This window comes from Salinirubrum litoreum (assembly GCF_020567425.1).
GTDB lineage: Archaea > Halobacteriota > Halobacteria > Halobacteriales > Haloferacaceae > Salinirubrum > Salinirubrum litoreum.
Map to the genome: position 1 here is coordinate 43,474 of NZ_JAJCVJ010000005.1, position 26,850 is coordinate 70,323.

Consider the following 26,850-nt stretch of genomic DNA (forward strand, 5'->3'; position numbering starts at 1 on the left):
GGTGAGGGGCTCGTCGCCAAAGCGAGTCCTGAAATTGGTGAGAACAATGGCAACCAGAGACATCTACGAAACTGGCTTCGACGAAGACGTCCAAACGGAGTCGAACGCAAACCAGTGTCCCGAGTGCGACGGACACGTCACTACGAACGCGGTCGAAACGATCTGCGAGGACTGTGGCCTCGTTATCGAGGAACAACGTATCGATCACGGGGCAGAGTGGCGAGCGTACGATGCGGACGAGCGCGAGCGAACAGGCGCACCACTGACTGCAGCCCGTCACGATCGGGGTCTCTCAACGGAGATGGGCCGCGGAACCGATGCACACGGGAACGAACTCTCTGGTCAGAAACGCCGGCGGCTGGCCCGGATGCGGCGCGAACAGACCCGTGGCCGGTGGCGGTCCAAAGCGGAACGGAATCTCGCACACGGGTTGGGCGAGGTACGCCGGCTGGCGAGTACGCTCGAACTCTCCGAGTCGATTCGTGACCAAGCCTGTCAGCTCTTCCGGAGCGCTCAGAGCGAGGATCTGCTTCGTGGCAGATCCATCGAAGCCATCGGTGCAGCGAGCATCTACGGTACCTGCCGATGTAACCAACACCCGCTCCTCCTCGAGGATGTCGTCGACGCCGCCAGAGTCGAGTCCACTCGTGTCACCAACGCCTACCGAACACTGAATCGCGAATTAGAGCTCCCAGCACCACCAATGCGCCCGACGTCGTTCGTTCCGCGGCTGATCTCGGAGCTGGAGTTAGACCACGACATTCGCCGACGCGCGAACGAACTCGCAGAATGCGCCGAGGGGACAGCCCTCACGAACGGCTGTCAGCCATCGGGCGTCGCGGCCGCCTGCGTCTATCTGGCCGCCCAGGAGCAGGGCGCGTTGATTACCCAATCTACCGTCGCGTCGGCAGCAGAGGTGTCAGTCGTGACGCTCCGAAGCCGGCGAGACGAACTCCAAGCGATCTGAGACGCCTTCGGTAGAGGAATACCTACATACAGGCAGGGAGTCTACCAAGAAGTATGGACCTCGAAGAGACTGTCGAGTATCTGTCGACAGAACTCGATATCGAGCGGAGTGAGCACGTTCGCGAGGTCGGTCGAGCGGTCGCTGAGCTCCGAGACTGACTCGGTCTCAGGCGACCAGATTTATCCCGTCGTCACCGAATCCGTTCCCGCGTTTTCTCACCCTTGAGTTTAAATACCAAACCGGGGGAAACGCGGAGCGAATCGATGACTGACCACAACTCAGACCGAGAGGCGTTCCAACCTGTCGGGGAGGGCGCTCTGGTGCCGGACCCAGCGCTGGATCAGCCAGCAGACGGCCAGCCAAGCCGCCAGCGTGAAGCCTCGCATTCGGGTGGGTATCCGGATGGAACAACCGACACAGACCGAGCCTGTGTCTCCTGTGGCGCATCGATCCCGGCGTCGCAACGAAAATGCCGGTTCTGTCTCGAACACGAACTCGACGCCGCCTCAGCGTCGGATGCTGCGAGTTCCGAGCAATCACTCCGTGGTGTGATCCACTTCCTCGTCGAATCCGGGACGTTCTATGGTGCTGTCGCGAAAGGGGCAGCTGCAGCGACACTTCTCACGTCAGGTCACGACGAGCCCATTGACAACTGTACGCTCATCTACGATCTCGACGAGGTGCCCGCACCCCAGCTAACCGAGCGCTGGCCTACGCTCCCCGCTGCTGCCGAGGTGACCGCAGCGGCTGGCGACACGTTGCTAACAGCGGCCCGTGAGCGGACAGCGTGGGACGAGACGAGCGATCGTTCTCAGACGGAGATTCCACGCGTCTATGATGAGCGTGGCCAGGGAATCCGTGCTGAGTCGTCACTCGAGCACACGCTCGACGACAGCGATCAGCTGTGGATCGTCCCAGCAATCGCTGTTGAAACAGTACCCCACGAAACGGAGTCCACCAGTGCCGGAGCCGGAATTCCGACCGTGACAGCCCTCGAGTGCCAGCACTGTACGAGAGAAACAGAACATCGGTTCAGGACACGCGAGTCGCTCCCTGACGAGACCTGGACGGGCCAACCAATCTGGGAGTGCCAGGTGTGTGGCACAGGTCGCTACGGGCCTGCTCCCGAATAGGGCAGGAGAAATCCCGTAGATTAACCAACGGTCTCCGATAGAGATGGCTTCTGTTGGTTAATACGGTGAGTATCCTCAATTCCGACGTCAGTCACGGCGGGCGTTCATTCGGCAGGGTTCGCAGCGGCTTGCCTCCACAAATCGGGGCACGAACAGGGGTAGTGGGTAACGCACCGTGACATCGACGAGTCCGGAACGTCACGCCGACCACGGCACGGACGCATCACCAGAGGCTCGATGAACTCGCAGTCTAGACGGGCCAGGTCGGGAGCGAGGGCGCTCCATTCTTCCAGTGAATCGCATCTAGCGCGGGCGGGAACTGTTGTAGTCGGTCATCGAGGACGGCGAGTGGATGGGCATCGAGAAACGTCGCCTTGTGCCGATCAACCGGCGTGTCTTCGTGATTGAGTTGGATATGACAGGGCCCAAGGTCCGGATGGTCGGCATCTTGGTGGAATCCGAGCATCAGATTTCGGTCCGGTTCGACCCAGTTTATGCGGTAGTATTCGTGGTCGACGCCGGCGGGGTACCAGAAGCGAATCTCCAGTCGTGCTGTCGCCGCATCGTAAGAGTCACTCAGGAACGTCGTCGGATCGACATCCGCGATGACGTAGCGGGGTCGGCGTCGAGACGGGCGATAGCGGACCTCTTCACACCCTGGCTGGTTCGTCAATCGGTCGTGAACGTCGCGGAGGAGGGTCCGCTGTGTATAGCGGTCGCGACCGGCAAGAAAGATCATTCTGTGAGAGAGGAGGGTTAGCTCGTGGCGCGGTCAGCCACGTCGGTCATCTGCTCGCGGGCAGCTTCGACGTCGGAGTAGAGTTCCAGTGCGTGCTTGATGAGGCGGCGATCCTCCTCGTTCTCACGCCAGAACGCGATGACGTCGCGGCGGTCCCGGAGCTCCGCACTTGCGAGGTCGCCGTCGGCGAGCGACTGTTCGAGTTCTTCCCACGTCTCGACGTCGTAGGTCGCCTTCCACTCCTCGATCTCCTCGGTGATCGCGGCCAATTCACTCCGCAGCTCCTCGCGGGTGTTTTCCTCGATGAGCGTGCGGATCTCCTCGAAGAGCAGTCGCGTGTAGTCCGGCTGGTAGCGCGTGGTCTCGCCGGCCTCGACGCGACGCAACTGGCCCTGGTCGACGAGATCCTGAAGTTCCTCGTTGGTCGTGCTCCAGGCGGCGTCGGCCTGCTCGCTGATCCAGTTAACTGAGCGGGGTTCGCGAAGTGACTCGGCGACCGCCCGAATGCGGTCGCGGGCGCTCATCGACTCAGTCCACGATTGGACCCCATCTCGCAGGGATTCGGTCATGGTTGGCACCTCTTGGGAAAGTGTTCGCGCCCCGCTCTCATATATGTTTGTACTGTCTCGCATAATCAAGAGTGAGATGCGAGTGAAGGCGTCCGGACGTTGAAATGCGATACCGATAGAAGTTATGAGCCAACCGATGTACGACCGATATTCTGACTTTGCGGAACTACGGCCTACCGGCGAGGCATCCCACATCCCGGACACGATGCTGGACGACGGGTGTGAGAGTGACCTCCTGGCGCCAACGCGGTGCGACGAGCACTGGTGGCGACGCTGATGCGCCGACGACAGTCTCGTAAGGAGTCTTTCTGCGCCGGCGAGTGGTGAGGCGCTTCCGATGAATCAGCAAGTCGAACAAGGCTACCGGATGCATTGTGTGCTCAGCAATCTCAGCCGGCTCGATGTCGACCAGTTGGACGACGCGGATCGAGAGCGAGTCGAGACTGCAAGAGACCTCCTGGAAGAAGTGAGCCTACTCACGCGACCAGAGGACGGGAGCGGACCAGACGCCCCAACAGATGACTGATCAGCGTCGCCGTCGACGCCAGGGGCACCTCCAGTGTCGGTTTATCGCCCCCGAAGAGGGGTGCGGGGCTTCCCCGCGAGTCCAGACATGGCGACACTGCAAGCTGCGACGACGTCAACCGGCGCGATCGTATCGGACCCACAGGCAGTTCGCGAACTCTGTGAGAGCTACTGCTTCGGAACGCTCAGCTGGGAGGTCACCGACGAAGGCGAACTCATGATCTGGGGCTACGACGACTTTGAAGTGTACGAGGCGCGGGAGAATGGCCTCCCTGACTACGAGGGCGGCATCGTGACCCACGAATTCTTGCGAGAACTTGCCGACCACCTCGAAGCTGACGAGGAACTCGACATTCAGACAGCGGGGTTCACTAAGTGTCGCTTCCCAGTGCTGGCGAGCCGGTACGTCGTTCGCGACGGCGAAGTCCTCCACGCGGACCTCAGTTCCCCCGAGCCGATCGGCGAGTAGCGTTGTTCATCCCCCGGGAGGGGTGCGGGGCGATCCAGTCGTGGGTCGCCCTGCGAGGTGAGTGTTCAAATGGGACACCGCGCACTCGTTGCGTACGAACGCACAGACGGACAGTACACGCTCCACTACAGCCATTGGGGCGCAGCCAACCTGAAGCTCAAGCACCGAATCTCGGCTGAGTCGCCATTCGGTGGCGACGACACCGACACCAAGTGGGCGAAACAGCTCCTCGCAGAGCTTGCCGATGGCCTCGAGGCAGAAGCCGTCGACGGCTACCTCGCTGACGAGGATCGACCGTCGACGGTCGTCGAGCCGAAGCCCCGCGCCACCGGGCTCACCCTCGACGAGATCGTCGCTGACCATCTCGACTACCTCCACCACGAGGCGTTCTTCGTGGTGTCGACGACGTTCGAGGTGACCGCGTATCGGACGCTGTGGTTCGGGCTCCAGTACGACTCGGAGACGGTCGAACAGGGAGAGACGGTCGGGAACGGCGCGCTCGCGACGGTGCGCTGGTACGACGGCGAGCCGGTCGGCGACGGCCACCTGCAGGGACAGTTCGCGGCCCTCAAAGACGTCGTCGGCGATATGCTCGACAAGGGCGTCTTCACGCCGTCGACGGCGAGACAGTACCTGAAACGGAAGCTGGCCGAGCGAGTTGGAGACCGACAGGAGCTGCTCATTCCGACCGGAGAGTCACCCTTCGAGAAGGCGAGCCTGAACCACTCCTAGTTGGCCCTGTAAAATTGACCATTATCTGAGGGTATTCTGAGGCCGTGCTAAATACAGGGCGCGTCTCGGTCACCAGCGGGTGGCCGAAAACAAGCCGACCGGAATCGTTCGATACAGAGCGTGAGTCGATAGGCCAACTGAGAGCAGGTACTGACCGGCTCGTGTTCACGGCCAGCCGGCTGGTAACTCGTCTTGATGCTCGGTCATCAGTTTGATTAGGGGTCGTATCTCGTCGAACCGAGGGCCACGGGTAATCGTCCCGGTCTCCCGATTCCAGTCGATGAAGCCGGCTGCGTCGAGTTTCGGCAGATGGTTGTGGTACAGTTTCTGTTCGAACACGTCGAGGTTCTCGTCGTCATCTGCGATCCCCTCCGACCGAAGCTCGTCTTCGTCTCGCGGGTTCCGGTTCGCAACCGCGACGAGAATCCGACGGCGATACGGGCTACTGAGGATGTCGAACTGCTCACTCAGTGAACTTCCGGTATGGCTCTGGCCATCGCGTGTTTTGGTCATTGCTGGGCGCTGCTGTTGCGGAATAGGGCATCGTGTGATGCGACCCGCGTGACCATCACGCGAAGAGAATTGGGATGCGACGCCGACGGTGACCCCGTTTCAAGCGGCCCGTTCGAAGGACGAGCGCACAGTGTATGGCGTACTCCGTGGATTAAGAATCGTGATGCACACACATAAGGCTGGTGCCACCACTACAAACCATTCGCCACCCTCAATACCGGCTATATCACGGGTCACGCCGTGAAATCATCCCACGACTGGTGCTGCATACACCCTCTCTATTCAGCACGCGACATCTGGCAAGTTCTGGAGGCTCCAACAAAGCCCCCTTGTTCGATCTGCTTCGTGGCAGGTCCTGTTTTTCAGGGGTCGGAATGGGTGAGCCCCGCCATAGGCTCGTGATTCGATGACCTCAGACGACGATCCGTTTCACGACTGCGAATTGGATCCCGAGGCGATCCTCGGAACACACACCTTCAAAGACGTCCTGTTCGCCGACGAGATAGAAACCCCGGTGAACGTCCTCACCGGCGAGACACCAGCACATTCGCAAGCAACCGTCAAGGAAGCGAAGGAGTTCGCTGCGAGCATCGACACGGAGACGCCCCAGATCGCGCTCCCCGCATCCGTCGAGTCGCAGATCGAAACACAGAGCAAGCCCTACACTGCGGCCGCATTCTTCCACTTCAAGGCGACTGGCTCGCTCGAACGGCACCGCGCCTACCACGCCGCCTACGAGTCGGAGGCGTTCACCGTCGACTTCGTGGCCGACTACGAATCGGGCGACCTGACCCTCACTGTCGAACGAGCGGACGACGCCTGAAAATCCGCCGTCACGAGGAGCGTTTTTCGAGCGCCGGCGATGGGTGCCGGCGCAGTCGGGGAGAGCGAGCAACGATCTCCGGTGCGTCGGCGTTTCGAGGTGTTAAAGATGCATATGGTGATTTACGCACTGGTAGAGGAATCGACGTACGACGACGCGCTGGCTACCGGAAAGTCGGTGTTCGACCGTTTGGTCGGCGCGGACCCACACGCCGGCGCCGTCTTCGACTACTACGTCACGTTCGACGAGGAGGACACGTCCGTTGCGGGGAAGGCGCGATGGGGAGAGTTGCCGACTGCAGCCCCGGTCGACTCCGACGACGGCCAGGATCTCCTCGAGCGTGGCTGGGAGGCAACGAAGGAAGAGTTCGAGCGCAACCTCGAGCGGGTGAAGGAAGCCATCGAGGAACTCTCCGCCGAGGAGATCATGCGCGACGAGAACCTCGCCCGGCACGCCTTCCACAAGGTCGGTGCGTACGATGGCCCGACAATCTTCCTGTACACCGAACACGGAACCGGCATTCGCCACCGTGGACAGCTGGACCGACTCCTCGAGGAGAGTGAGGAGCTCTGGATCGTGCCCGCTGACGTCCACTTCTGAACAATGCCCCGCATCACCAATTGGCGACGCGAGAGCCGCTCGCCGACGCTTGCGTATCGGAACACCGAGACCGGTGCGCGAGCCGTCCTGCATCGAGCCCCGGACTCCTACCGGTACAAATGGCGTGGGGCGATCCTCGTCGACGGTTACCCGATCTGGTCGCGCGGCTACGAGACGAAAGACGCGACGGCGTTCCTTGACGAACTCCGGGAGCGGCCGGCTCCGGACCTCAGCTGCCCGGAGTGTCCGAACAACGACGTTCGCGTCGGCGAGAAGGCGGCAGACGGGGCGAAAGTCCAGCGGTGGTACGACTGCCCCGACTGTGGGTACGAAGCCCCCTCACGCATCGTCTACGGCGCCGAACGGTGAGTGAGTGCTGGACGCTGTTTTTCCGCCGGGCACGAGGTGGTGGCCCGGGACAACCGGGTTAGTCAACCAATGAGTCTCGAAGTACTTGACCGACACAGTAAGGCGCTGTTCGAGTTCCTCTGGTGCCCCGTCTGCGGGCAGGAAGTCTTCACTCACATCCCCTTCGAGGGGGTATTCTGCAAGAACTGCAACACCCAAGTCGAACTCCAGGAATCCCGAGAGACACGTGGCTACGAGGAGGCCGTGCTCGCCTGCTTCGATACCACCACGACCTGGAACCTCCACGTCGACGAGAAACTGCGCCGCGACCTGCCTGATGGGTCGGCGCGCGTGAAGATCCTCGGCGCACCGGGCGCCTACGAGGTCGACTGGTGGAGTCCAGAACCGGATGAGGACTGGGAGCCTGTCGAGCACGGCGAGTTCGACGACGTCGAAGAACCATCAGAGGTGTCGCACCTAGCGTAGAGCACGCGTTAGGGCGGTGAATTTACGTCCGACATACGTCGCAGGACCCGCATCCACGAGGCGTTCGCTCGTCGAAGTAGAGACGGCGCCACCGAGCAAACAGATCCGCATACGTGTCCTTGCTGTACGGGAATTGGTACAGATTGACCCCGTCCGGCAGGTCTGTGATTTCGGGCGCGTCTACGCCGGGGAATCCGTTACGAAACACGAGATCTTCTGTTTTCGACACCAGCTCAGGGGCAACTGTGGATGGGTTCGAGGCCTTCAAGAAGTAGAGTGATGGGATGAACTCGTTCGGGTCGAAGAATCCGTTTGCGTGAAGAATCCACCCACAGAGCCACAGATACGCCTTCTCACTGGAGAAGAAGACTCCGTAGTGGTTGTCCGATTGCCGGCGTTTGTACACGAATACGGGGAGACCATAGCTGAAGCCGACCCGCGTTGGTTCTGCGTGGATATAGCAGCCCTCACGGTCGATATAGTGGACCAGCGGAGCTTGACACAGCTTGCCCGGGTGTTCACCCGTACCGATCTGCTCCCATAGCTCCGAAACGGAGGCCACGTCCGCGCTTTCGTCCTCGAGAGTCGTATCATCGATTGCACGATGGACGGGCGCAGCAGACTGAATCTCCTCGGGGAGATCGTCGCTGGATAGCTCCGCTGTCTCTCGGTCAGGGAGTGTCCGATAGAAGTGTTTATAGAAGCCCTCACGACGCCGCTTGTCGGCGAGCGTTTCGCACCGGGCGCAGTCTTCGATGAACATCGCTGGCACCACCCGGCCCGGATTCTCGGCGGCCTCCTCGTACAGACGACGCTGTCGTTCGGCCCGCCTGGCAATCTCATCCGGATCGGGGAGCGGTGAGCTCCTCTCAGACTCCGATGACATACGCATACCTTTGGGCTGGAACAGCATCAGTTTCCGAGCAAGGACCCCACCCGACCGCCTTCTTGCGAATTTCGGAATCCGTTTTTAACCGGGTTTAAGTTGTCCAGTGACAGCCATTCGTCGAGATCCCAGAGACCTCACTCGATTCAGGAGAAGTTGTTTCTGCGCCGGCGATGGGTGCCGGCGCACACGCGCCGGCGGTGATCGATGTCGACACGAAGTCAACTCCGATTCATCCAACGGAGCGAGTCCGCAGACGAACAGGCCGAAACCGACCGCATCGCACAAATCTACCGACACTCGGACGGCTATCCTGACAGCGTCCTCCGTGACCTTGTCCAGCTGAAGGAGTTGCTCGACGAGACACGGACAGAGCGCGGGCCTGCATACGCCGCTGCCCAGTTCCTGTTCCTCGACACGCTCTCGACGATGACCCTCTACGTGGACGAAGGGCGTGATCGGAGCATCCACGCTGACCAACCCTCAGATCTCCTCGACCCGGACAATATGGAGCACCTCGACCAGCCGATGTTCCTGCTCGGACACGGCGTCGAGAACCCAGCCGACGGCATCCACGGCGACGAAGAGTACCTCTACGTCGTTGAACTCCCGACCCGGAACCCGTTCGAGGACCCCTCCGAGTGGACCGTCAAGGTGAGTGGTCATTCCGCGTTCCCCCGGTGGGATGGTCCGACCGAGGACGCCTTCGAGCGGGCCAGCTGGCAGTTCCACGGCCCGTAGAGCACGTGCTCGAAGAGCTGGTCGCTAAGCCGACGTGAGAACGCGACCGGTCTAAATGATGCCGCCGATGGCGAGCAGGCCGACGACGAGCAGCAGCGTCGCGACCACACACCCTCCAGCGAGCAACTTGTTCTCCATCGCCTTCTCGTGGAGTGGCATTGCGGCGTATTCCTCGCGGAACGCCTCGAGGTTGTCCTCGTCGTAGAAGTACTTCGTCTTCAGCGCGAACCGTTTGGTGACCGCACAACCAGTACAAACCGGCTCGCCTTCCAACCGTTCCGTTTTGGTGTGGCTGTTGCAGGCGATGGCCCCGCAGTTCGGACAGTAGGTGTACGTCCCATCGACGCCGCTCGTGTCACAGTGGACGCACCGATGGATGCCGTCCTCGTCTGTTACTCTGGACGGCCCTGCCGCGTAGTACTCGTAGGGGTAGGTGTACTCCTGGAGTTCCGTCGTCTGTCGAACCTCGGGAAGGTACACCGGTTCGATCGACTGGACCGAGATATCCGAGCGGTTCGGCTCGCAGGTCTTGTTGTAGGTGACGTTGTTGTCGCCGGTGTAGGTGACCGTCGTCGTGTGGTGCTGCTGGAGCCGCTCGACGGCCCACTCTTTGTACTCGGTCTGCGTCTGGCCGAACCGGTTCTCCTCAACGTCGTCGAACACCTCCGCGAATTGCTCGGTGTCGAGATCGACCGTCGCGTGGAGGTTCTCCGTGACCAACGTCGCGACGTCCTCGTCGACGACCTGCGGCTGCCCGCGTTCGGCGCGGGCGACGAATCGAGTCCGGTCGTTGATCCGGTGGATGACGCCCACCGACGTCTCGAAGACAGCGTTCGTGTCGGCGGTGACCGCGACCACCGGGCGGAACGTCACCGCCGAATGTGGTTCTGGGAGGTCAGTGGCCTCAATGTTCTCGATGTCGCGGAACGCCTCCGCGACGGCCGCGTCGACGTCGGCGGCCGGGTCGTACGGCCGTAGTGTCTCGTCACAGAGGATCTCGATGCGGCCGTTGTAGAGATCGAGACCGATCTCGTCGGCGATCTCCCGGAGGCTCTCGCCGTCGAGCAGCTCGATGGGATGGGGATCATCGTTCTGCTGGAGACGCTGGGCGTACTCCTGAGCAGGGTTCGTGAACCGGCCGGTCGTCACGACCATGCCGCGTTTCGGGCCGTCGAAGTCGAACGTCGCGATCGCCGAGTGGAGCTTCTGGACGACCGGCCGCCCCACCGTCCCGGTGTGCTTGCACTCCACGATGATCGCGCGCCGGGTGCCGTCGACGACTTCCTCCATGATGACGTCCCGCCCCTCGTCGGCGGTTCGCTCGGCCTGACGGACGTTCTCGTAGCCGAGGTTGCGGAACACGTCCTCCATCACGTCCTCGAACTCGAACCCTGAGAGATCGTCCAGTACAGCCATCCGGATATACCTGGACAGTACGTTGCAACTGTCAAATACGTTGCCGAACACAGCTACGTCCTGTTTTTGAACCCCCGAGAGGGGTGCGGGGGTGACCGAACGAGCCTCCCGCGAACCAACCTATGAGTGGAATCAGCAACCCACGCTCACACGTACAGTCACGGACCTCGGCAGATCCCGACGTCATCTACGTCGGTTACCGTCGTCGAGGCCGCGCCATCGTCGAGAAGCAATCGGACCAAGAACAGCTCACGCCAGAGCAAAGTCTGGAGTTGGTGAATCACAGTCCTTCGGGCTTCGAATGGGGATATAGTGGCAGCGGTCCGGCCCAACTCGCACTCGCCCTTCTGCTCGATTACACTGACGATGAGGAGGTGGCACTTGGGGAGTACAAGGCGTTCAAGACCGAAGTGGTGAGCCAGCTAGAGTGTACAGGACCCGACGGCTGCTGGCGACTCACCGGCCGCGATATAGATGCAGCCCTTCGTGAGATAGTCGACGAGCCAGTCGCACGGTCCGTCAACTAACGATCACAGAGAGGAAACAATGTCAGAACACACCCAGCAGCCTCGTACGGGCGCAGAATCGCCGCAGAACCGTGAGCGTCAGGCATCAACCGAGTACGTCGAGCGAAGCGATATCGGCGTCTCGCTCACCGTCAAACTCACTCGCGGTACTGGAACCCGCGATCAAGACAAGATCACGGCCAAAGTGAAGGGCAAGACGCTCGAAGACGCCCGCGAGGATATGGAAACCCTCCGCGAGTATATCCACGACCTCGCTGAGGACACTCGCCAGATCCAGCCAGGCGACCCACACGAATAGTACTTCTTTTGACTATTGCACAGAATTGTGTAACCACAGGATGTACGAAGTGTGCGGTGAGAAGGAACTCAAGGTCCTCCTCGCGCTTGACCCGGGCGATTCCATCTCAGGCGTCGCGCGAAAGATCGACGAGAACCGCGAGACGATACGTCGCGTCGTGAACCGCCTCGAAGAGGCGGGATACGTCGCGTACGATGATGGCCTCCAGCTTGTCGATCAGACGCTCCGAGACGCCGGTCTCGAGTTCCTGACGGCGTCAGCAAACATCTCGCCGCCATCCATAACGGAGGCGTATGTCCTCCCGCAGTTCGCGGGGATGGAGTATGCATACACTGGCATCGATGCGGTCTACGTCTGGACCCGCGGTGGCTACCAGGTCGCTCGCGGCCCAGAGGACTATCCGCTGTTCATCGCGGTCCACAAATCCGAACTCGACGCCTGGACGGCGTTCTTCGATCGATTCGGAATCCCGACTGCGGAAGAACGCCTGCCCGCTGCCGACCTCAATAGTGCGATTCAGGTGGTACTCAAACCGCGGCCACAGATCGAGGCAGAGATGGTCGACGGACGGCCCGTTATCTCCCTCCAAGAAACCGTAGCGTTCGCAAACGAGCACTACGCGCACTTCCAGTCAGCACTCGACATGCTCGGCCGCATGTACGACAGCGTCGACACTGACGCGAACTACCGTCCCAGCTGACTTGGAGTTCTGATTAGGAATTTCTTCGACCAGGTATGGCCTGGCAGCTGTTTTTGTCGCCTTGAGAGAGCGGAGGCGAACAAAAATGAGCGACTCGTCGAATCTATCCGTCGAATCAGACGGTCTCACACCGGAACAGCGTCTCGAACCACCAAATACCCGACTCATCAACGCTGGTATTGCGACGATTCACGACATGGAGACGCTCCGAGCCTGCGTCGCCTACGAGAACGCGAATCAGGGGCGCGTCCAAATCCTCCGCCGGCTTGAACAGCGGGCCAGCGAAATCCGCTCACAGGACGACTAACGGAACATTCGGGGATGTCTGTCGGAGCCTTAGTAGATGAAGGATCGAATGATTGACCCACCGTATTAGGGTTTGGAATATTATAGTTCAGACTATTATAGTCTGGTTCCTAACTTCGGAGCACATATGTACCTCCCGCTACGACCGGGAGGTATGGACCAGTTCGTCAATCGTATCGATGAACTCGATCGGTTGCAGACCCTCTATGAGAGTGGCACTGCAGAACTCGCAATCATTTATGGGCGCCGCCAGATCGGCAAGAGCGAACTCGTCCGCCAATCGATTGCCGACCGCGACGATGCCGTGTACTATCAGGCAGTCCAAGGGACAGCGACGACACAGCTCAGGCGATTCGTCGAGGCAGCAGCGTCGACCTATCCCGACATCACGGCCGTCAAAGAGGAGTGGGAACCGCTCTTAACGTACCTCACCGACAGAGACGCCGTCATCGTCATCGACGAATTTCCGTACCTCATCGAATCGAACGAGGGACTTCCCTCGGTCATTCAACATCTGTGGGATACAGCTATCGACGAGAGTCAGGCGACGCTCGTCCTCACAGGCTCTGCAATCGGCATGATCCATACCCACGTCCTCGATGGCGGTGCGCCACTCTACGGACGGGTGTCCCAGACACCGAATGGCCGCCTCGAACTCGCCCAGCTGCCGTTTCGCTCCATCCAAGAGTTCGTGCCGACGTACGATCCCGAAGAACGGGTGTTCGTCTATGGCGTCTTCGGCGGCACACCCCGATATCTCAGCCCGCTCGATCCATCACAGAGCCTCGGAGAGAACATCACGCGGCTGCTGTGCGACCCGGATGGTCCACTCCACGACGAGCCCGAAACCGTCCTCCAGATGGAACTCAACGAGGTGAACACGTATTTTTCGGTTCTAGAGTCGATGGCCAGCGGGAACCGCAGTCGAAACGAGATCGCTCAGGGAGCCGGCATCGAGAGCACCAACACGTCGTACTACTTCGACCGGCTGGAAACCCTCCAGATCATCGAGAAACATCATCCGGCACTCGCCGATCCGGCGCGCAGCAAGCGGACTCGATACAAGATTCGAGATCCCGTATTCCGGTTTTACTTCCGGTATCTCTACGGCCGCGGAGGACAGTACGAACTCTACGGCGAGAACGCCTACGCGGATCTCATCGAACCGGAATTGCCCGACTTCGTCAGCGAAACGTTCGAATCGCTCTGTCACCAGGCGGTGCCGGCGCTCTATGCAGACTACCAGCTCACACAGGTGCCAAGCCAGTGGTGGTACAAGGGCCAGGAAGTAGATGTCGTCGCACCAACTGACGAGTCAACGCTGATCGCTGGCGAAGCGAAATTTACCAACACCCCCCTCGGCTATGACGTGCTCGCGGACCTCGAAGACGACGTGGAGCAAATCGATTGGACACCCACCGGAGGTGGCGAGCCGACGTATGAATTCGCCTTGTTCAGCCGCTCCGGGTTCAAACGCTCCGTCGAGGAAGCTGCAGACGAGCGTGATGATCTCCGGCTATTCGATCTCTCCGATATCGTTGCCATTCTCGAGAGTGGAACCACCCATTAACGCCGGAAGGTAACAGCTGGGGAAAGTTTTTCTCCCCCAAAGGGGTGCGGGGGAATCAAACGTACCCCCAGAGGCGAACCAAATGAAAGAAACCAACGAGACGACAGCGTATCGAATAACGATCACTCTCGATAGCGCCGAGCTCCCCGTCGACCAGCAAGCCCGCAACGCGCTTCTCACCGAGTTCCGTTCACGAGTCGGCCATCTCGTCGAAGGGCTTCGTGGCATCGACGCTGAGCAAGACGACATCGACATCAGTACGGGCTACCGATATGCGCAAGTTCCGGCGACGTGCCCACTCTGTAGCGAGCCACTCGATCTCCAAAGCGTCCATCTGGATACAGAGAACGGAGCCCTAGCAAGCGCGGTATGTTCGAGCGATCAGTGTAACTGGAGCGGTGATGCAGTCTATCGAATCATCGACCTCGAGGGCAGCGAAAGCGACGCCTTCGAGAGCAGCGTACTAACCGGGGATATCGCTCCGAGCTACCACCCGTACTGAACTGAGATCTGCGAGGTATCCCTGCTGAGCCGACAACGTAGCAGCCCCCACAGGGAACCAGCCCGATTAACCAACAGGAACCGTACAACAGCAATCGGTGTTGGTTAACGATTAGCCGCCGGTCGCAGTTTTTCTCCCCCAGGAGGGGTGCGGGGCGAGTTCCCGCGTTGATTCATCATGGCACTCACAGCGAGGACGACCAGCAACGCAGCCAGCGAAATTGCGGCTGCTCGGCAGGCAGACCACGTGGCGTTTCTTCATCGAGTTCCGTTTGCATTTGACGCTCTCGGACTCGGTTTTCTCACCGGGTTTCGGGAAGACTGTACCTACCAACAGCAACAATTCAAAGCGTTAGAGTTGCCAGTCGGGATGCTCGATAACGATTTTCGAAACCCAGACCTTGATCGGTACGTCGAACACTTTTTCGAATATGAGCCTCAGGTCGGAGTGATTGGTGATGCCTACGGAGTCGAAGAAGTAGACCGATACGTCGCTGCTGCTCGCGAGATTCAAGGAAGCTACCCAGAATCGGATCTCGTCATCGTCCCCAAATGCCGTGCCGCGATTCGCGCGATCCCTGATGACCTCGTCGTCGGGTACTCCCGTGGATACGCCGACCGGCTCGCTCACGAGTTTTCAGAACCGAGCGATTGGCGTGGTCGTCGCGTCCATATACTCGGAGGGAGTCCGCCGAAACAACTGGACGTCATTAAGCAGCTCACCCGTCCCACGCTGACGGGTGACCCACCCGCAGATATCGTCGGCATCGACTGGAATGGGCTTCACCGTGGCGCACAGTTCGGCGAGTTCTGGACGGCTAGTGGGTGGGACGACAGCGGTCGCGACGCCGAGCACATGACGATCCGAAAAACCGTCCGGTGCAGTCTCGCAAAGGTCCGGGAGTTCTGGCAGGCACGAGGCGTTTGGCCCGAATCGACAACGAAGGAAGATGGTGTCGAGTTCGAGTATCGCGGTCCGTCACCGAGTGATATCGAGAGTGCGGCGTGTACTGAGTGCGATGTGAACGTTTGGACGACTGAACGAGGGCCCTACGTAGCAGAGTACGATACGGGAGACATCTGTGGGTACTGTAGCTACGACTGCTACTTCACGCATCGGCATCGGAACCAGCTCGAAGAGCTAGTCGGCGAACAAAGCGTCTACTTCCCGCCAGCTTGAGCAGCGAGTCGTTTTTTCGCCCCCGGAAGGGGTGAGGGCTCGAAAGAGAGCGTACAAGAGAGTGATTCTACATGAGTCAAAAACAGAACCCGAGTGACGTCTCAATCGATCAGATTCCAATCAACCTACCGAGCACCCAGACGTCCGAGGTAGATCCAGCAGACGTTCCCGAGGAGATCCAATCGATCACCTGTGGGCTAGCAAGCGAGCACCCGCCGACGAATCCGCTCGTTGTGCTGAAAGCGGCCCGCTGGTGGTATATCCACGGAAAGGGTGGCACCGACCCCGCATTCCAGTGGGCCATCGAGTGGGCACGGCACCTCGCGACAGACACGCCCAGCGACGTAGAGCGGTTCGACGAGTATCTCGAGTACCTCGTTACAGTCGGGTTCGCGGACGAACCACACGAACTCCGGTGACACTCAGGGGAGGTTGTTTGTGCGCCCCAGAGGGGTGCGGCGCGTTCTAAACTGACGCGGTCGCGGTGAACTCGATTCAGTGAAATTATGGCTACGACCAGCGACTCGTCGGTCTCCTTCGACGAGACCGACACGCGATCGGACGAGATGAACAGCACCATCGAACAGTGGATCAACGACCTCGTCGCCGGCGTCGACGAGGCGCAATCCAGCACGGAGTTCCAGGAGTGGCTCGATGTCCAGAGCCGTTTCCATGACTATTCCTACCGAAATACGCTCCTGATCAAGCGCCAGTGTCCCGAGGCGACCCGCGTGGCGGGGTATCGGACATGGCAAGAAGACTTTGACCGGCACGTCCAGGAGGGGGAAAGCGCGATCTGGATCTGGGCACCAATCATTACGAAACAATGCCCAGAGTGCGAGAACTCGCCGAGCTACCACGAGAGTAGTGACTGTGACTACGACGAGACTCCGCCTGAAGAGTGGTCGAAGGGGCTCGTTGGGTTCAGACCCGCACCGGTGTTCGACATCGACCAGACCGACGGTGAGCCGCTTCCGGAACTTGATACAGAAGCGACCGGCGACGCCGACGGTCTCGTCACCCAGTTGACTGCCGCCGATGATGACCTTGGGGTGACGGTTCGAATTATCCCCGAGGAGGAATGGTCGCATGGAGAGGCAAAAGGTGTCTGTGAGCGGGTGAGTCTCGTCGACGTCAAGCCCCTTGTCGAGGCTCGCGACCGCGAGAACAATGCGGATCTCGCCCGGACGCTGATTCACGAGTACGCACACGCCTTACTCCACTTCGACGTCGACGACGATACCGAGCGCTCGAAGCGCGAGGTCGAGGCCGAAGCCGTCGCGTACGTGGTCGGGCGGTACTGCGAGCTCGATACGAGTGGCTCGGCGTTCTACCTCGCGGCGTGGGAATCGGACGATCCCGAAGTCGTTCGCGATCGGCTCGGCCGAATCAGTCGAACAGCAGAAGAGATCATCAAGGTCCTCGAGAACTAAATTCTCGGCTGTTTAACCAACATACGATACGTGAATCCGCTGACCGTTGGTTAAGTTTTTCAGCGCCCGCGAGGGGGCGGAGGCGCATTCCACCCTCCACAGAACCATGTCTGATCGGTACCTCACGGCTGTTTTGACAGAGGCGGAGCATGTCGCTAAAAATTACGACCAGGTCGCTCAATCCACGGAGTCCCCTACACACGAGTATCTCCAGTATGCTGTTCTCCGGCTTCTCGAAGGGCAGTCGGAAGCGGTAGCCGAACGATTCCCGCAGGTCGACGGCGTGACGGTCGGGTATGGACGGGACAAATCGATGTTCGACAGCTGGGGTTCCGACGTTGAGTGGTGGGAGACGGTCTCACCACGGGAGGAGTGTACGCGATTTCGGCTGTTCTACCCAGACGACCGCACAATGATCCCCCGAGTCATCATCGATGTAATGGCCGCCCTCGGTGCATGGCGCGTCTGGGACGGGAATGCTGCCGTCTGTGGGTCCTACGACCATTGTGAGCGGCGTGAAGTCCATTATCTCTGGCCGGACGATCATCCTGTCGAAGAGCTTCTGCAAGAGCGTCTTCAGCACGCTGACGGTGCCGTCGCTCCGGACGGTGGGCAGACTGGCGATATCCGCGATCGGATGGTCGTTGCCGAGCAGGCGACACAACAGGATGCTCTCGAGCCACGAACCAGACGCGCTGTCGACGAACCGATGAACGTCTCGCTGCTCGCGAAAGGCGGCCGGTACGAGGTAGCGTCCGCGTCCGGGAACCGCTACGACGTCGATATCATCGGCAAGTCGTGTACCTGTCCAGACTGGCAACAACGGACTCCCGAGGGCGGCTGCAAGCATATGCGCCGGGTCGACTACGAGATCAAACAGGGACGAGTTCCACGACCAGACGGCCGGCTCCCTACTGAGCTGGATGTTCGTTCTTAACCAACGGTTCCATCGATCCTGGCTAATGTTGGGTGATTCGGACGGAAGAACGTGCCTCGCCCGGACGACGCGTAACTCCTCGAAATCGGCTCGTAATCAGCACTCGATCACTGGTCGATTTCATACTCAGCCGCGAGCTCCTGGAACTCGTCCCACTCGGGGAAGCGATCATCGTCGACATCACCGTGAGTCTTGAGATACTGGAGCAGGACTTCAATTTCGTCTTCAAGTCCGTACTTCGCCGCTCGGTCCCGCAGCGTTTTCTCGTCGACGTCGATGCGGCTGAGCAGGAGAAGACAGTACGACCGGTGGCGAGCGCCGTTATCAATCAGCAAGGTGTGACAGCAGAGCTCCGCCGGCGAAAGGTCCTCCATATCCTCAGAGTAAATGTAGTAGCGGTGGCGAGTCAGTAGGAACAGGAGATCGAAGTCCGCGAACAGAGTGAGCCCAGTTTCGTGGAAGTTCTTTACGTCGATTTCCGTCTCGGTCTGAGCGAGAAATTCGTCGTGGTCCTCCCAGAGAATCGTCCCCTTCGACGCGACCGCTTCGAGGCGTTGTCGATGGAGATGGTGAACCACTTCGCGTGCGAACTCATGTAGTCGGTCGAAGTCGGCGTTGAAATCGTAGCGGCCGTCGTCCGTGCCGACGAGACCACGGTCGCGGAACCGCTTGAGAACTCGGTTGACCGTATTGCGGTAGTTGTCGCTCAGGTCGGCGATTTCGGCGACGGTTCGCGGCTGATCGAGATAGTTCAGCACCTCGAGGGACTTACCGGTCAACAGCTCGGGGAAATCAATGTGGGAGTGCTGGCGGACGAGATCCTGGTAGACTTCGACGGCTCGGCTGTCAGAGGGAACAACCCGCTTTCGACGCCCGTCGCGTTCCGTGTACACCAGCCCGGTCTCCCTGAGGTCCGCAACGGCACGGGAGAGATAACTCTCGCTGTGGTCGAGTTTCGTCGCGAGGTCAGAGATCGTGTCGCCCCGTTCGACGGTGGCGAGGACCTCAAGTTCGATACGCCGAAGCACAATGTAACATAGTACGAAACATGTATATAATAAAGTTTCGAGTAGTGTTACAAAATTCGGAAGCGGTCAATCGAGAGTGTTTTAACCAACAAAACTATGGGTCACTGGTTATTGTTGGTTAATAGGAGGAAACTGCCGATGTCCTACGAGCCACCGACCCCGCCTGCAGGCCTCCCGACCGAATTAGTCGAGACTCTCAACGAGTCTCCGCCGGAACAGCTCCGGGAGGTATCCCGCTACGCTGAGGAGTTAGCCGAACACATAGAACGGAAGACCCGTCTTGAGGCGGAATCGGACAAGGACAACGTCGATGATCGTCCCGAAGACCTTCCAGACGACGTCCCTGCAAAGGCGACGATCACGATCAAGGAAATCAACAACAATCGCTACTACTACTGGCAGTGGCGAGACGGTGAAAAAATCCGATCTCAATATAAAGGCCCCGTCAGTCCCGACGAGTAGACGAGATTGAACCAGAGCCGAAGGTTTGTTTCAGCACCATTGAACCCGTAGTTGACGACACCCCCCAGAGTGTGAATGGGATCGGTTTACCGACACCCCTCAGTGTGAATGGCCTGCCAACCGTCTTTCCTCACCGTTACATTACGTCAATAGGAGACGTAGAAATTCGTGGATGGATTATGAATCGATTACTCCCACACCCCTCAGTGTGAATGGTCTACCACCAGGGGTGCCGTGATTGAGAAGCTCTTAACAGCAGAAGTCCCCGTACGGTAGGAGGTTTCTCCACAACGTCCTCATCGACGACACTGAGGACGATCAAAAATCGTGGGATCCACCCCCCATTTTCGAGCTGTAAATCGGAGAGGGCAAGGAGACAGCACAGCACATGCTAAAGAACGTCGTATCTCTAAGGTCACCCTCCCCCCGTTTTCGAGTAGTAACGAGACACCCCGACAAATGACACCCTCCATTTTCGAGCTGTAAGCATCACCCGGGTCGCGAACACCCCCCGTTTTCGAGTAGTAAGTGCGGGGAGAATTTGAGCGAGATTAGTTCTTACTCCGGAACTGCTTCAGCCGTTCGCGGACAACCGCGCTGATAGTCGCCTCTTCGTGAGCTAGATCTTCGAACCGGGAATCCTCGCGAATCGTCTCCATGATCGTTTCCGGATCCTCGGAGAGGGAGAAATACATATGTACTCCTCTGCCTCGCCCCTTGCCTCGACGCTCGAAGTCCAATACCCCGTACGTACTCTGCTCTGTGACGTGATTTACGAACGTCTCGCGACTGTACTGATCCGAATCCATCGTATCAGCAATGAATTGGTACGTTTTGAACGCAGGTCCAGCAGGTATCCACTCAGGATGTTCTCTTGCGTAGTGGGCAGTGGCCGCCACAGCGTAGATGGAGAGTTTCTTTTGAGTCGAAATGCCGCTGATATGGCGGAGCTTGCGGTTTTCGGTGTATTTCTCCTGAGCATCACGGACATCAGTCTCGGTAACAGTGTCAGCTCCACGCCGCTCGGCTAATTCACCAGCCCATCTGAGGAGATCAATTGCTTTCCGTGCATCTCCGTGCGTTTGGGATCCGAACGCGGCAACAAGCGGAACGACGTCATCTGCGAGTGATTCTGGCTTGAAGGCGTCTCGTCGGTTGCGGAGAATACTACGGAGTTGGTTCGCATCGTAATCGTCGAAGAAGATATCATCAGGATTGTAAGAACTCTGTGCGCGGCTGTTGAGGTCCTTCATGAAATCGGCGTAGTTCGTGATAGTCGTGAGTGAAATCGGCCCATCAAAATCAGCAAGTTTTCGAGCCCGTGAAAGCTGGTAGATGAGAGAATTGTACTCTGCTTCCTGATACGGTCCCTCAAGCATATCGATTTCATCGAGAATGAAGATGACACCGTCGTAGTACTCGCGCATCAGTTCGTACAGTCGCTCCAGTTTCTGATCCGTTGAGACGCCGGTTTGGGGAACACCAGGATCAACGCCGAGGTCGTCGGCAGCAGCTTTAACTAACCGATAGACAGCCCGATCTGCAGTCTTCGGCCCCTCGCAGTTGATTGAAATGACCCCGAAGGTCTTGCCTTGAGATTCACACAGTTCGACGATCTGTTTGCAGACTGCATGAATGATGAGCGACTTCCCAGTTCCAGAGGGACCACTCAGAAGCATATCCGGGATGCCTTCGTTCTGGAGTACCGGTTTTAGGTTGTCGACGACACGTCCCAGCTGGTCATCACGACCGACGATACGATCCTCGTCGATGATGGTATCTGACCGAACGAGATCTTTGTTCGCGAAGACCCCACCGGACGACTCGGTTTGGAGTCGATCCCGGATTGAGATGCCACCACCGTCACCGTTTGTTGCGTCTTGAGAAGAATCGGCGAGTTCCGAGCCATCCTCGAACGTCGACTGTGACGTATCGGGAGCATCTATCTCCTCATCCATCGACTCGGGATTCTCAGGAGCAGCAGAGGAGGTTTCACGATCCTTTTCACCTTCTGGATGATTCGAACCTGCTCTACGTCCCTTTCGTCCCATTATGAACCCCCTCGAACTCTGGGTATAAAAATGTGGACCCTTGTGGAGTTGTAACTGGGTGAAAACAGGCTATCTAACAACTACAGCCGTGTATTCTCGAAATGAGGTAGATACCGTCTTCGGCATCTATCACCCTCCGTTGTCGAGTTGTAAGGGATCGCTAGGAATCTCTATCGTCGAAAATCCCTCGATGACCCAGACCCCCCGTTTTCGAGTTGTAAGACTTCGAGGAGCGTTATCACACCTGGTTCGATTCTCCCACCCGCCCCATTTTCGAGTTGTAAGTAACAGTGAGTCGCACTGCGTATAGGAGCAGATCTGTATCGTCTGAATTTTGCGAATGATGCTTAGGGTGAAACGGTGTATCCCACACCCCCCGTTTTCGAGTAGTAAGCATCAGAATTGTCGCGAAAGGGCAACGCTCGTAGGAGCAGTTCGCGAGTGAGAGTAATACCGGTTTACAAACACGATGGTTGGTGAGGTTAGTGTGGTGTACTCGAACATTCTACCCCCTCCCCCCTTTTTCGAGTTGTAAGTCATCGGGTGCAGACCACTCCAGATGCCATAGAGTGAGAATAGAGTTCGCAAAATAGGACGTAGAGGCGATGAAACGTGATGATTCTCGGGATTGGAACCATCTGCCAGGTTAGGAGATTCTCTGTACCCAGAGATCTCAATCTTCTAGCTGAGCTAGAAGATCTTTTTCTTTTGTCTGTATTACGGATACTGTTAGATAACGCATAACATAAACTTTCGCATTTTTAGTTGTAAGCTAGAGAAGTGGGTCTTCAGGTCGTCTATCGCGTGTATCTGCCATAATCGGCTGTTTTGCAACCCCTCTTCCTGTTCACCCCCTCCCCCTCGTCACGAGTTTACAACTCGAAAAAGGGGGGAGGGGGTTCGTCAGGCCCAGTCCGTGATATCAACTACACGTGTTCCACTGAGCTCGCGTCGGATGTTGTTATAGTCCCAGTCAAAGCGAGACAGTATACTCTCGACAGCTCGGACCATCTGCGTATCGTAGGGAGATGCGTCGAGGTGTCGATCTCTTCGTGAGCGAGGACGACGCGGTCCCGCGAGGATTTCTCGTCGTCGACGATCACGTACTCGATATCCTGTCCGGGATGGACGGCAAGGTCCTGAGTATTCTGCGTGTAGCTTTCTCGGTGTCAGCGAATATCCTGCTTCAGTCCCGGACTTCTGGGACGCTCCGAAGGCTCTGCCCCGCGAGCAGCACTTCGTAACTAGCCTCCCTCACATTATGCGAACGTTGGATAGCTCCGTCCGTTCTGCTGGAAGTAGGCCTCCTCGACGATGTCGTCGATCTCTGCCTTGGTGAGGACGTCCCGCATTGCGGTCTGCTGGAACAGCCGGCGAACCTGGCTGAACCGATAGTCGGCGTAGAAGCTCAGGTCGAAGATCAGGGCGCGGGCTGCGTCCTCACACGTCTCGTACGAGCGCGTTGACGACTCCCAGTCACCCTTCACGATCGGCATGATCCGGGCGCTGTTCGCGGCCGTCTGGAGCATCGTCCAGATCTGGTCGTCACTGAGTGGTTGTTCGAACCGGGGCGTCGGCTCGTTCGTCTGTGCATCGGTCGTGTCCGGCGAGCGGACGTTGCGTTTCGAGCTCATAGTCGGTGGCCGCGCCCCGTCGCAACCTCGCGACGGGCGCGCTCCACCTTCGGTGAGGCGCGCCCCCGCGCCGGCCCGCCTCGCGATGGCCCAATCACCCAGGGAAATTCAACGAAGGAGATGCATGTCTCGATTCAACGGTGGAAGTTCAGGTATCGTTCAGAAAGGGACAGGTCACAGTGAGTCGCTTGGGACCAGTTCGGATTGAAAAGAGAGGGAAGGTCAGGAAGTCTGAGGTAGGACGTATAGAACTCTATACGTAGTGTCTCAGTTTAGCGAAGGGAGGTCAGCTTAGTCCAGACGTAGGAAGGTCGGATTCTGCGTTAGAAATGGGGATTCGGATGGTGTGAAATCGACGCGAGGCGGGCCGTCGCGAGCTGCTTGTGATTTCGCGGAAAATCCCCCGACAGCGCATTGGTGGGGGTGATAATACTTTCGCCCACTACTCGAGTTCAGGCAGCCGCACGTGGGCGGTATGCGGAGCGTCAGCTAGGCCGTTGGCACCCCACGTGTATGGCTGGGAGTCATCACGGGAAACATACCCTTCCGACTGGAGTCGCTTCAGCCAGTCTCGGGTTTGCTTCTCGCCGATTGAGACTCCATCTCGATTCGCGATCTCGGCGGCTGTCCCCGGGCCCTCGTCTAGGAGCGCGCGAATCACACCTCGTTGCCCCTCGGAGCGCTCTTCGATCGTGACAGCCTCTGGCCCGGCCGTGACCATCTCGGATAACCACTCAGGGAGTACCCCTGTGTGGATATAGACCGTCGCAGCCGTCGTTCGGCCGAACCGGAGGACAGCTTGGGCAATCTTGTGTTCGCGATAGTGCCGGAGAAACGGCCGTTCAGGAATCCCGTAGTCGAGGTCTGTTCCCTTCCCCTCGTCACCTCTAACCGCCGTGTAGCCTTCCATTGCGGCCGTAATCTGAAGCGGACGGTCTCCCGGGTGGGGGGAACCGAGTACGACCCCCACCTCCGTCCCTGTGAAGTCGTTGCTACTCCGGAGCGCGCCGTAGTGTTTGACGTCCGCAATTCGGTCAGTCACTCGTTCGATGTCGATAAACGGCTCACTGGGTGGCTCCTCGAAGAGACGCTCAGCTGCACTCTTGGTCGTGATGACGCCTGGTGTTGTATCGTGGCGATTTACGACCGCCTCGATCACCCCAAAGTCGCCCCGTCGATTGACGTATTCACCACTGCTGTATGGCTTGACGTGCGAGGTCGTTTGTACGAACTCGTAGCCGATGACGTCACGGAGATACCGGGCCCGACAGTCATCGCAGAGGATCCGCCAACTCTCTATATTGTCGACACCGAGCCGTCCGCGCCAGAGTTCTTCGACCGGCGTTCCGTCCAGTCCAACTACTGCTCGAGCAGCATCAAGAGTCGGCGGCCGTCGAATGACGACCCGTGATTCGGCGTGATCGTAGACAACCTGTGATCCGTCTGGAAGCTCGACATAATCAAGTCCTGCTTCTTCCCGAAGTTGATCGTCCCAGTCATACTCCGTCGGTGCGGTATCGCCAATAATCGGTCCGCCAAGTTCGAGCATAGCGAGCACTGCAGTCGGGGCCTCGGCATGACCGTCATCATCGTCGACTGCCTCCGTTGGACGGGCAATAGAGGTGTTATCTGAGAGTTCGTCACGAATCGCATCTCGTATCGCCTCCATCCCCTCATTTGTTGCAGCTCCAATCAACCCGAAGTGATTGTCTATCGGCAAGTCGTCGTTCTTGCTGAGAAAGGTTGAAATCGCTGTTGAGAGTTGATTTGCGTCAAACTCCGTTCGATAGGCGGTTCCTGGGTCTTCGTCGAAGATGACGACGCGGTCGTCTACGACGCGATCAAGGGCGGCGTGGGCTGGCCCGCCGACGATGACGTCTGCCGCCTCGACCGCGTCCCAGCGTGCGAGGTATGGACAGTCACCGTCTTGCATACAGGGCAGCACGTCCTGCAGATAGTAGTGAAGATACGTCGGTGAGGCGCCCCGCGACCGATAGTCGTTGATTCGCTCGGCCCAACCGGATCCGTGATCTCCTCGCCGGGTTGGACAGTCCCGGTCGAGCGTTGGAACTTCAACTACCGCTTTCTGATGCTCGGCAGCGAGATTGAGGTGTACGTCTCGCGTCTCGTACCGGTGCGTGAGGATTGCAGCTGGGACGTCTAGGTCGAATGCGGTCTCTGTTGCATGTCGTGTTTTCCCGATCGTAGGGAGGCCGTCGATAATTACTGGTGGTGCCTGCTCGTCGTCGAGCTGTGTCTCGATTGCCTCTTGAATCCCATCTCGGCACGCATCCCAGACGGTTGCTTGAGTGAACTCGCCCTGTTGGGAAGCTGCGTGAGCACCCCGGCAGCAGTCATCAGGATCAGCACCAGCCATCTATCTGATCATAGGGTGGTGACGAGTTAATCGTCTCGATTGAGCGACTGGTTAGAAACTGATCACCCCTTTGAGGGTGGAGCATGTAGGTACGGCGTTAGAGTGTTCGATTCAGGACGTTCGCGTACGTAACCTCTCGATACAAGTGCGTGCATAGACGAGGATTCTCGCTGGGTACACCCCTAACTATCGAGTTCCTCCCCGGCAATCTCGAGGAGCTTCTGGAGTCGCTCGTTGAAGTCGTCCTCGAACTCGGTATGGAGAGATTCGTCGTACATCCGTAGAGTACGAGAAAGGCCGATGGCGGCCAGCCAGTCGCGGAACTGATTGCTATTCATGTCTGCAACTGGCATGTCCAACGCGGCGGAGCTGGAACCAGCTGCCCAGAGGCGGAGCAGATCTAACTCCTTCACCATCGCGAGACGGGCGAAATCTGCGAAGGCAGCACTCACTTCTCGCGACAATTGGGTATACGAAACCGAGTCTCTGTCCAGCTCTTGCTCTCCGTTCAGTAGGTCGTTGACGTACGAGAGTGAGCGCAACGAGAGGAAGCCCTCGCAATCGACGGCCATCGGAGGCTCGTTTTCTGACTCTGCAATATCAGAAAGCGCCTGACCACATGACCCGCAGTAGTGATGAATGTCTTTGACTTGGTCTCCGCAATTCGGGCAGTAAGGCATACTGACTACTGCAACTTGCGACTACACAGACTTTGCTAAGGATCTCTTTTCAGGACGGATTATAGATAGGGGGCCGATCTGACCTTTCCCACCCACGACTCGATAGTATAGTGAATGACGATTCATTTTGGCTTTCAAAATAACAGGAGAGGGTCGATTCTGAGAACCTCGTTCGATGCCGGGCCATCCTCTTAACATTCGGGATTCTGTGAATCAGTG

The 26,850-nt window shown here is 58.6% G+C and carries 30 protein-coding genes and 3 pseudogenes; 22 read left to right on the forward strand and 11 right to left on the reverse strand.

From position 1 onward, the window contains the following. The first annotated feature begins 46 nt into the window (after positions 1 to 46). Together LI337_RS19565 and LI337_RS19570 are read left to right on the forward strand one after the other, a co-directional pair. Complete coding sequence (locus LI337_RS19565) at positions 47 to 967, forward strand: transcription initiation factor IIB (protein WP_227231620.1); 921 nt, start codon at positions 47 to 49, stop codon at positions 965 to 967. A 263-nt stretch (positions 968 to 1,230) separates the two neighbouring features. Next, entirely contained in the window at positions 1,231 to 2,100 is an 870-nt protein-coding gene (locus LI337_RS19570) for a biosurfactant protein 1 (protein ID WP_227231621.1), read from the forward strand. 250 nt (positions 2,101 to 2,350) lie between these two features. Here LI337_RS19570 and LI337_RS20265 read toward each other — a convergent pair whose 3' ends face one another. Next, positions 2,351 to 2,839: a hypothetical protein gene (locus tag LI337_RS20265; protein WP_345777782.1), complete on the reverse strand. Its 489-nt coding sequence runs from the start codon at positions 2,837 to 2,839 to the stop codon at positions 2,351 to 2,353. A gap of 17 nt (positions 2,840 to 2,856) precedes the next feature. Next, positions 2,857 to 3,408 carry a DUF7342 family protein gene (locus LI337_RS19580; protein WP_227231662.1) on the reverse strand — a complete coding sequence of 184 codons (552 nt, stop codon included), beginning with the start codon at positions 3,406 to 3,408 and terminating at the stop codon, positions 2,857 to 2,859. 136 nt (positions 3,409 to 3,544) lie between these two features. Here LI337_RS19580 and LI337_RS20380 point away from each other — a divergent pair. The 4 genes and pseudogenes from LI337_RS20380 to LI337_RS19595 all read left to right on the forward strand — a co-directional run. Further along, positions 3,545 to 3,695: pseudogene (locus LI337_RS20380) on the forward strand (biosurfactant protein 1); the annotation flags it as partial. Positions 3,696 to 3,745: 50 nt separating this feature from the next. Further along, positions 3,746 to 3,934, forward strand: a complete 189-nt coding sequence (locus tag LI337_RS19585) for a DUF8012 family protein (RefSeq protein ID WP_050048121.1) — start codon at positions 3,746 to 3,748, stop codon at positions 3,932 to 3,934. A gap of 87 nt (positions 3,935 to 4,021) precedes the next feature. Further along, on the forward strand, positions 4,022 to 4,402 hold the full coding sequence (locus LI337_RS19590; protein WP_227231623.1) for a hypothetical protein: 381 nt from the start codon (positions 4,022 to 4,024) through the stop codon (positions 4,400 to 4,402). A 69-nt stretch (positions 4,403 to 4,471) separates the two neighbouring features. Further along, a complete protein-coding gene (locus LI337_RS19595) occupies positions 4,472 to 5,134 on the forward strand; it encodes a DUF6735 family protein (protein ID WP_227231624.1) in 663 nt (220 codons plus the stop codon). 165 nt (positions 5,135 to 5,299) lie between these two features. Here LI337_RS19595 and LI337_RS19600 read toward each other — a convergent pair whose 3' ends face one another. Further along, positions 5,300 to 5,647, reverse strand: a complete 348-nt coding sequence (locus LI337_RS19600; protein ID WP_227231625.1) for a helix-turn-helix domain-containing protein — start codon at positions 5,645 to 5,647, stop codon at positions 5,300 to 5,302. 406 nt (positions 5,648 to 6,053) lie between these two features. On the opposite strand from LI337_RS19600, the gene LI337_RS19605 reads away from it, so the two are divergent. The 4 genes from LI337_RS19605 to LI337_RS19620 all read left to right on the forward strand — a co-directional run bounded on the left by LI337_RS19605 (position 6,054) and on the right by LI337_RS19620 (position 7,904). Further along, positions 6,054 to 6,470, forward strand: coding sequence for a DUF8025 family protein (locus LI337_RS19605; protein WP_227231626.1), 417 nt, complete (start codon positions 6,054 to 6,056; stop codon positions 6,468 to 6,470). 108 nt (positions 6,471 to 6,578) lie between these two features. Then, on the forward strand, positions 6,579 to 7,070 hold the full coding sequence (locus LI337_RS19610; protein ID WP_227231663.1) for a DUF7995 family protein: 492 nt from the start codon (positions 6,579 to 6,581) through the stop codon (positions 7,068 to 7,070). 3 nt (positions 7,071 to 7,073) lie between these two features. Further along, on the forward strand, positions 7,074 to 7,439 hold the full coding sequence (locus tag LI337_RS19615) for a DUF7568 family protein (RefSeq protein WP_227231627.1): 366 nt from the start codon (positions 7,074 to 7,076) through the stop codon (positions 7,437 to 7,439). Positions 7,440 to 7,508: 69 nt separating this feature from the next. Continuing rightward, positions 7,509 to 7,904, forward strand: coding sequence for a DUF7567 family protein (locus LI337_RS19620; protein ID WP_227231628.1), 396 nt, complete (start codon positions 7,509 to 7,511; stop codon positions 7,902 to 7,904). Between the two features lie 22 nt (positions 7,905 to 7,926). Here LI337_RS19620 and LI337_RS19625 read toward each other — a convergent pair whose 3' ends face one another. Continuing rightward, complete coding sequence (locus LI337_RS19625; RefSeq protein ID WP_227231629.1) at positions 7,927 to 8,790, reverse strand: hypothetical protein; 864 nt, start codon at positions 8,788 to 8,790, stop codon at positions 7,927 to 7,929. Positions 8,791 to 8,997: 207 nt separating this feature from the next. On the opposite strand from LI337_RS19625, the pseudogene LI337_RS19630 reads away from it, so the two are divergent. Then, positions 8,998 to 9,569, forward strand: a pseudogene (locus LI337_RS19630) (hypothetical protein). Positions 9,570 to 9,582: 13 nt separating this feature from the next. On the opposite strand, the gene LI337_RS19635 reads toward LI337_RS19630, so the two are convergent. Next, positions 9,583 to 10,947 carry a restriction endonuclease gene (locus tag LI337_RS19635; protein ID WP_227231631.1) on the reverse strand — a complete coding sequence of 455 codons (1,365 nt, stop codon included), beginning with the start codon at positions 10,945 to 10,947 and terminating at the stop codon, positions 9,583 to 9,585. Positions 10,948 to 11,069: 122 nt separating this feature from the next. On the opposite strand from LI337_RS19635, the gene LI337_RS19640 reads away from it, so the two are divergent. The 10 genes from LI337_RS19640 to LI337_RS19685 all read left to right on the forward strand — a co-directional run bounded on the left by LI337_RS19640 (position 11,070) and on the right by LI337_RS19685 (position 18,399). Further along, positions 11,070 to 11,474: a DUF6166 domain-containing protein gene (locus tag LI337_RS19640; protein WP_227231632.1), complete on the forward strand. Its 405-nt coding sequence runs from the start codon at positions 11,070 to 11,072 to the stop codon at positions 11,472 to 11,474. 19 nt (positions 11,475 to 11,493) lie between these two features. Beyond that, complete coding sequence (locus tag LI337_RS19645; protein WP_227231633.1) at positions 11,494 to 11,772, forward strand: DUF7389 domain-containing protein; 279 nt, start codon at positions 11,494 to 11,496, stop codon at positions 11,770 to 11,772. Between the two features lie 40 nt (positions 11,773 to 11,812). After that, positions 11,813 to 12,472 (forward strand): helix-turn-helix domain-containing protein, encoded by a 660-nt coding sequence (locus LI337_RS19650; RefSeq protein ID WP_227231634.1) that lies wholly within the window; start codon positions 11,813 to 11,815, stop codon positions 12,470 to 12,472. 85 nt (positions 12,473 to 12,557) lie between these two features. Then, positions 12,558 to 12,779 (forward strand): DUF8129 domain-containing protein, encoded by a 222-nt coding sequence (locus LI337_RS19655; protein ID WP_227231635.1) that lies wholly within the window; start codon positions 12,558 to 12,560, stop codon positions 12,777 to 12,779. 153 nt (positions 12,780 to 12,932) lie between these two features. Further along, positions 12,933 to 14,348 (forward strand): ATP-binding protein, encoded by a 1,416-nt coding sequence (locus tag LI337_RS19660; RefSeq protein ID WP_227231636.1) that lies wholly within the window; start codon positions 12,933 to 12,935, stop codon positions 14,346 to 14,348. An 82-nt stretch (positions 14,349 to 14,430) separates the two neighbouring features. Beyond that, the gene (locus LI337_RS19665) at positions 14,431 to 14,850 is read left to right on the forward strand and encodes a hypothetical protein (RefSeq protein WP_227231637.1); all 420 of its coding nucleotides are present in this window, start codon (positions 14,431 to 14,433) and stop codon (positions 14,848 to 14,850) included. 177 nt (positions 14,851 to 15,027) lie between these two features. Continuing rightward, positions 15,028 to 16,029 carry a DUF6610 family protein gene (locus tag LI337_RS19670; RefSeq protein ID WP_227231638.1) on the forward strand — a complete coding sequence of 334 codons (1,002 nt, stop codon included), beginning with the start codon at positions 15,028 to 15,030 and terminating at the stop codon, positions 16,027 to 16,029. Between the two features lie 71 nt (positions 16,030 to 16,100). Then, positions 16,101 to 16,448 carry a DUF8013 domain-containing protein gene (locus LI337_RS19675; protein ID WP_227231639.1) on the forward strand — a complete coding sequence of 116 codons (348 nt, stop codon included), beginning with the start codon at positions 16,101 to 16,103 and terminating at the stop codon, positions 16,446 to 16,448. Between the two features lie 87 nt (positions 16,449 to 16,535). Continuing rightward, a complete protein-coding gene (locus LI337_RS19680; RefSeq protein WP_227231640.1) occupies positions 16,536 to 17,462 on the forward strand; it encodes an ImmA/IrrE family metallo-endopeptidase in 927 nt (308 codons plus the stop codon). A 106-nt stretch (positions 17,463 to 17,568) separates the two neighbouring features. After that, positions 17,569 to 18,399 carry a hypothetical protein gene (locus tag LI337_RS19685; protein ID WP_227231664.1) on the forward strand — a complete coding sequence of 277 codons (831 nt, stop codon included), beginning with the start codon at positions 17,569 to 17,571 and terminating at the stop codon, positions 18,397 to 18,399. Positions 18,400 to 18,506: 107 nt separating this feature from the next. Here the strand turns inward: LI337_RS19685 and LI337_RS19690 are convergent, their stop codons facing one another. Beyond that, the gene (locus tag LI337_RS19690) at positions 18,507 to 19,427 is read right to left on the reverse strand and encodes a MarR family transcriptional regulator (RefSeq protein WP_227231641.1); all 921 of its coding nucleotides are present in this window, start codon (positions 19,425 to 19,427) and stop codon (positions 18,507 to 18,509) included. 138 nt (positions 19,428 to 19,565) lie between these two features. On the opposite strand from LI337_RS19690, the gene LI337_RS19695 reads away from it, so the two are divergent. After that, complete coding sequence (locus LI337_RS19695; RefSeq protein ID WP_227231642.1) at positions 19,566 to 19,889, forward strand: DUF6788 family protein; 324 nt, start codon at positions 19,566 to 19,568, stop codon at positions 19,887 to 19,889. 551 nt (positions 19,890 to 20,440) lie between these two features. Here the strand turns inward: LI337_RS19695 and LI337_RS19700 are convergent. From LI337_RS19700 to LI337_RS19725, 5 genes and pseudogenes are all read right to left on the reverse strand, one after another. Then, entirely contained in the window at positions 20,441 to 21,847 is a 1,407-nt protein-coding gene (locus LI337_RS19700; RefSeq protein WP_345777783.1) for a Cdc6/Cdc18 family protein, read from the reverse strand. A gap of 996 nt (positions 21,848 to 22,843) precedes the next feature. Then, a pseudogene (locus tag LI337_RS19705) lies at positions 22,844 to 23,103 on the reverse strand (type B DNA-directed DNA polymerase); the annotation flags it as partial. Positions 23,104 to 23,199: 96 nt separating this feature from the next. Further along, positions 23,200 to 23,574 (reverse strand): hypothetical protein, encoded by a 375-nt coding sequence (locus LI337_RS19715; protein ID WP_227231644.1) that lies wholly within the window; start codon positions 23,572 to 23,574, stop codon positions 23,200 to 23,202. A gap of 442 nt (positions 23,575 to 24,016) precedes the next feature. Then, positions 24,017 to 25,951 (reverse strand): hypothetical protein, encoded by a 1,935-nt coding sequence (locus LI337_RS19720; RefSeq protein ID WP_227231645.1) that lies wholly within the window; start codon positions 25,949 to 25,951, stop codon positions 24,017 to 24,019. A gap of 182 nt (positions 25,952 to 26,133) precedes the next feature. Beyond that, positions 26,134 to 26,631, reverse strand: a complete 498-nt coding sequence (locus LI337_RS19725) for a zinc ribbon domain-containing protein (RefSeq protein WP_227231646.1) — start codon at positions 26,629 to 26,631, stop codon at positions 26,134 to 26,136. Between the last annotated feature and the right edge of the window lie 219 nt (positions 26,632 to 26,850).

Coding starts and splice junctions, on each gene's coding strand:
- LI337_RS19590 (WP_227231623.1), top strand. CDS start 4,022: ATGGCGACACTGCAAGCTGCGACGACGTCAACCGGCGCGATCGTATCG.
- LI337_RS20265 (WP_345777782.1), bottom strand. CDS start 2,839: ATGATCTTTCTTGCCGGTCGCGACCGCTATACACAGCGGACCCTCCTC.
- LI337_RS19685 (WP_227231664.1), top strand. CDS start 17,569: ATGTCTGATCGGTACCTCACGGCTGTTTTGACAGAGGCGGAGCATGTC.
- LI337_RS19715 (WP_227231644.1), bottom strand. CDS start 23,574: ATGAGCTCGAAACGCAACGTCCGCTCGCCGGACACGACCGATGCACAG.
- LI337_RS19675 (WP_227231639.1), top strand. CDS start 16,101: ATGAGTCAAAAACAGAACCCGAGTGACGTCTCAATCGATCAGATTCCA.
- LI337_RS19615 (WP_227231627.1), top strand. CDS start 7,074: ATGCCCCGCATCACCAATTGGCGACGCGAGAGCCGCTCGCCGACGCTT.
- LI337_RS19640 (WP_227231632.1), top strand. CDS start 11,070: ATGAGTGGAATCAGCAACCCACGCTCACACGTACAGTCACGGACCTCG.
- LI337_RS19700 (WP_345777783.1), bottom strand. CDS start 21,847: ATGGATGAGGAGATAGATGCTCCCGATACGTCACAGTCGACGTTCGAG.
- LI337_RS19645 (WP_227231633.1), top strand. CDS start 11,494: ATGTCAGAACACACCCAGCAGCCTCGTACGGGCGCAGAATCGCCGCAG.
- LI337_RS19725 (WP_227231646.1), bottom strand. CDS start 26,631: ATGCCTTACTGCCCGAATTGCGGAGACCAAGTCAAAGACATTCATCAC.
- LI337_RS19605 (WP_227231626.1), top strand. CDS start 6,054: ATGACCTCAGACGACGATCCGTTTCACGACTGCGAATTGGATCCCGAG.
- LI337_RS19665 (WP_227231637.1), top strand. CDS start 14,431: ATGAAAGAAACCAACGAGACGACAGCGTATCGAATAACGATCACTCTC.
- LI337_RS19585 (WP_050048121.1), top strand. CDS start 3,746: ATGAATCAGCAAGTCGAACAAGGCTACCGGATGCATTGTGTGCTCAGC.
- LI337_RS19660 (WP_227231636.1), top strand. CDS start 12,933: ATGGACCAGTTCGTCAATCGTATCGATGAACTCGATCGGTTGCAGACC.
- LI337_RS19670 (WP_227231638.1), top strand. CDS start 15,028: ATGGCACTCACAGCGAGGACGACCAGCAACGCAGCCAGCGAAATTGCG.
- LI337_RS19720 (WP_227231645.1), bottom strand. CDS start 25,951: ATGGCTGGTGCTGATCCTGATGACTGCTGCCGGGGTGCTCACGCAGCT.
- LI337_RS19695 (WP_227231642.1), top strand. CDS start 19,566: ATGTCCTACGAGCCACCGACCCCGCCTGCAGGCCTCCCGACCGAATTA.
- LI337_RS19655 (WP_227231635.1), top strand. CDS start 12,558: ATGAGCGACTCGTCGAATCTATCCGTCGAATCAGACGGTCTCACACCG.
- LI337_RS19570 (WP_227231621.1), top strand. CDS start 1,231: ATGACTGACCACAACTCAGACCGAGAGGCGTTCCAACCTGTCGGGGAG.
- LI337_RS19625 (WP_227231629.1), bottom strand. CDS start 8,790: ATGTCATCGGAGTCTGAGAGGAGCTCACCGCTCCCCGATCCGGATGAG.
- LI337_RS19595 (WP_227231624.1), top strand. CDS start 4,472: ATGGGACACCGCGCACTCGTTGCGTACGAACGCACAGACGGACAGTAC.
- LI337_RS19580 (WP_227231662.1), bottom strand. CDS start 3,408: ATGACCGAATCCCTGCGAGATGGGGTCCAATCGTGGACTGAGTCGATG.
- LI337_RS19610 (WP_227231663.1), top strand. CDS start 6,579: ATGCATATGGTGATTTACGCACTGGTAGAGGAATCGACGTACGACGAC.
- LI337_RS19680 (WP_227231640.1), top strand. CDS start 16,536: ATGGCTACGACCAGCGACTCGTCGGTCTCCTTCGACGAGACCGACACG.
- LI337_RS19635 (WP_227231631.1), bottom strand. CDS start 10,947: ATGGCTGTACTGGACGATCTCTCAGGGTTCGAGTTCGAGGACGTGATG.
- LI337_RS19620 (WP_227231628.1), top strand. CDS start 7,509: ATGAGTCTCGAAGTACTTGACCGACACAGTAAGGCGCTGTTCGAGTTC.
- LI337_RS19565 (WP_227231620.1), top strand. CDS start 47: ATGGCAACCAGAGACATCTACGAAACTGGCTTCGACGAAGACGTCCAA.
- LI337_RS19600 (WP_227231625.1), bottom strand. CDS start 5,647: ATGACCAAAACACGCGATGGCCAGAGCCATACCGGAAGTTCACTGAGT.
- LI337_RS19650 (WP_227231634.1), top strand. CDS start 11,813: ATGTACGAAGTGTGCGGTGAGAAGGAACTCAAGGTCCTCCTCGCGCTT.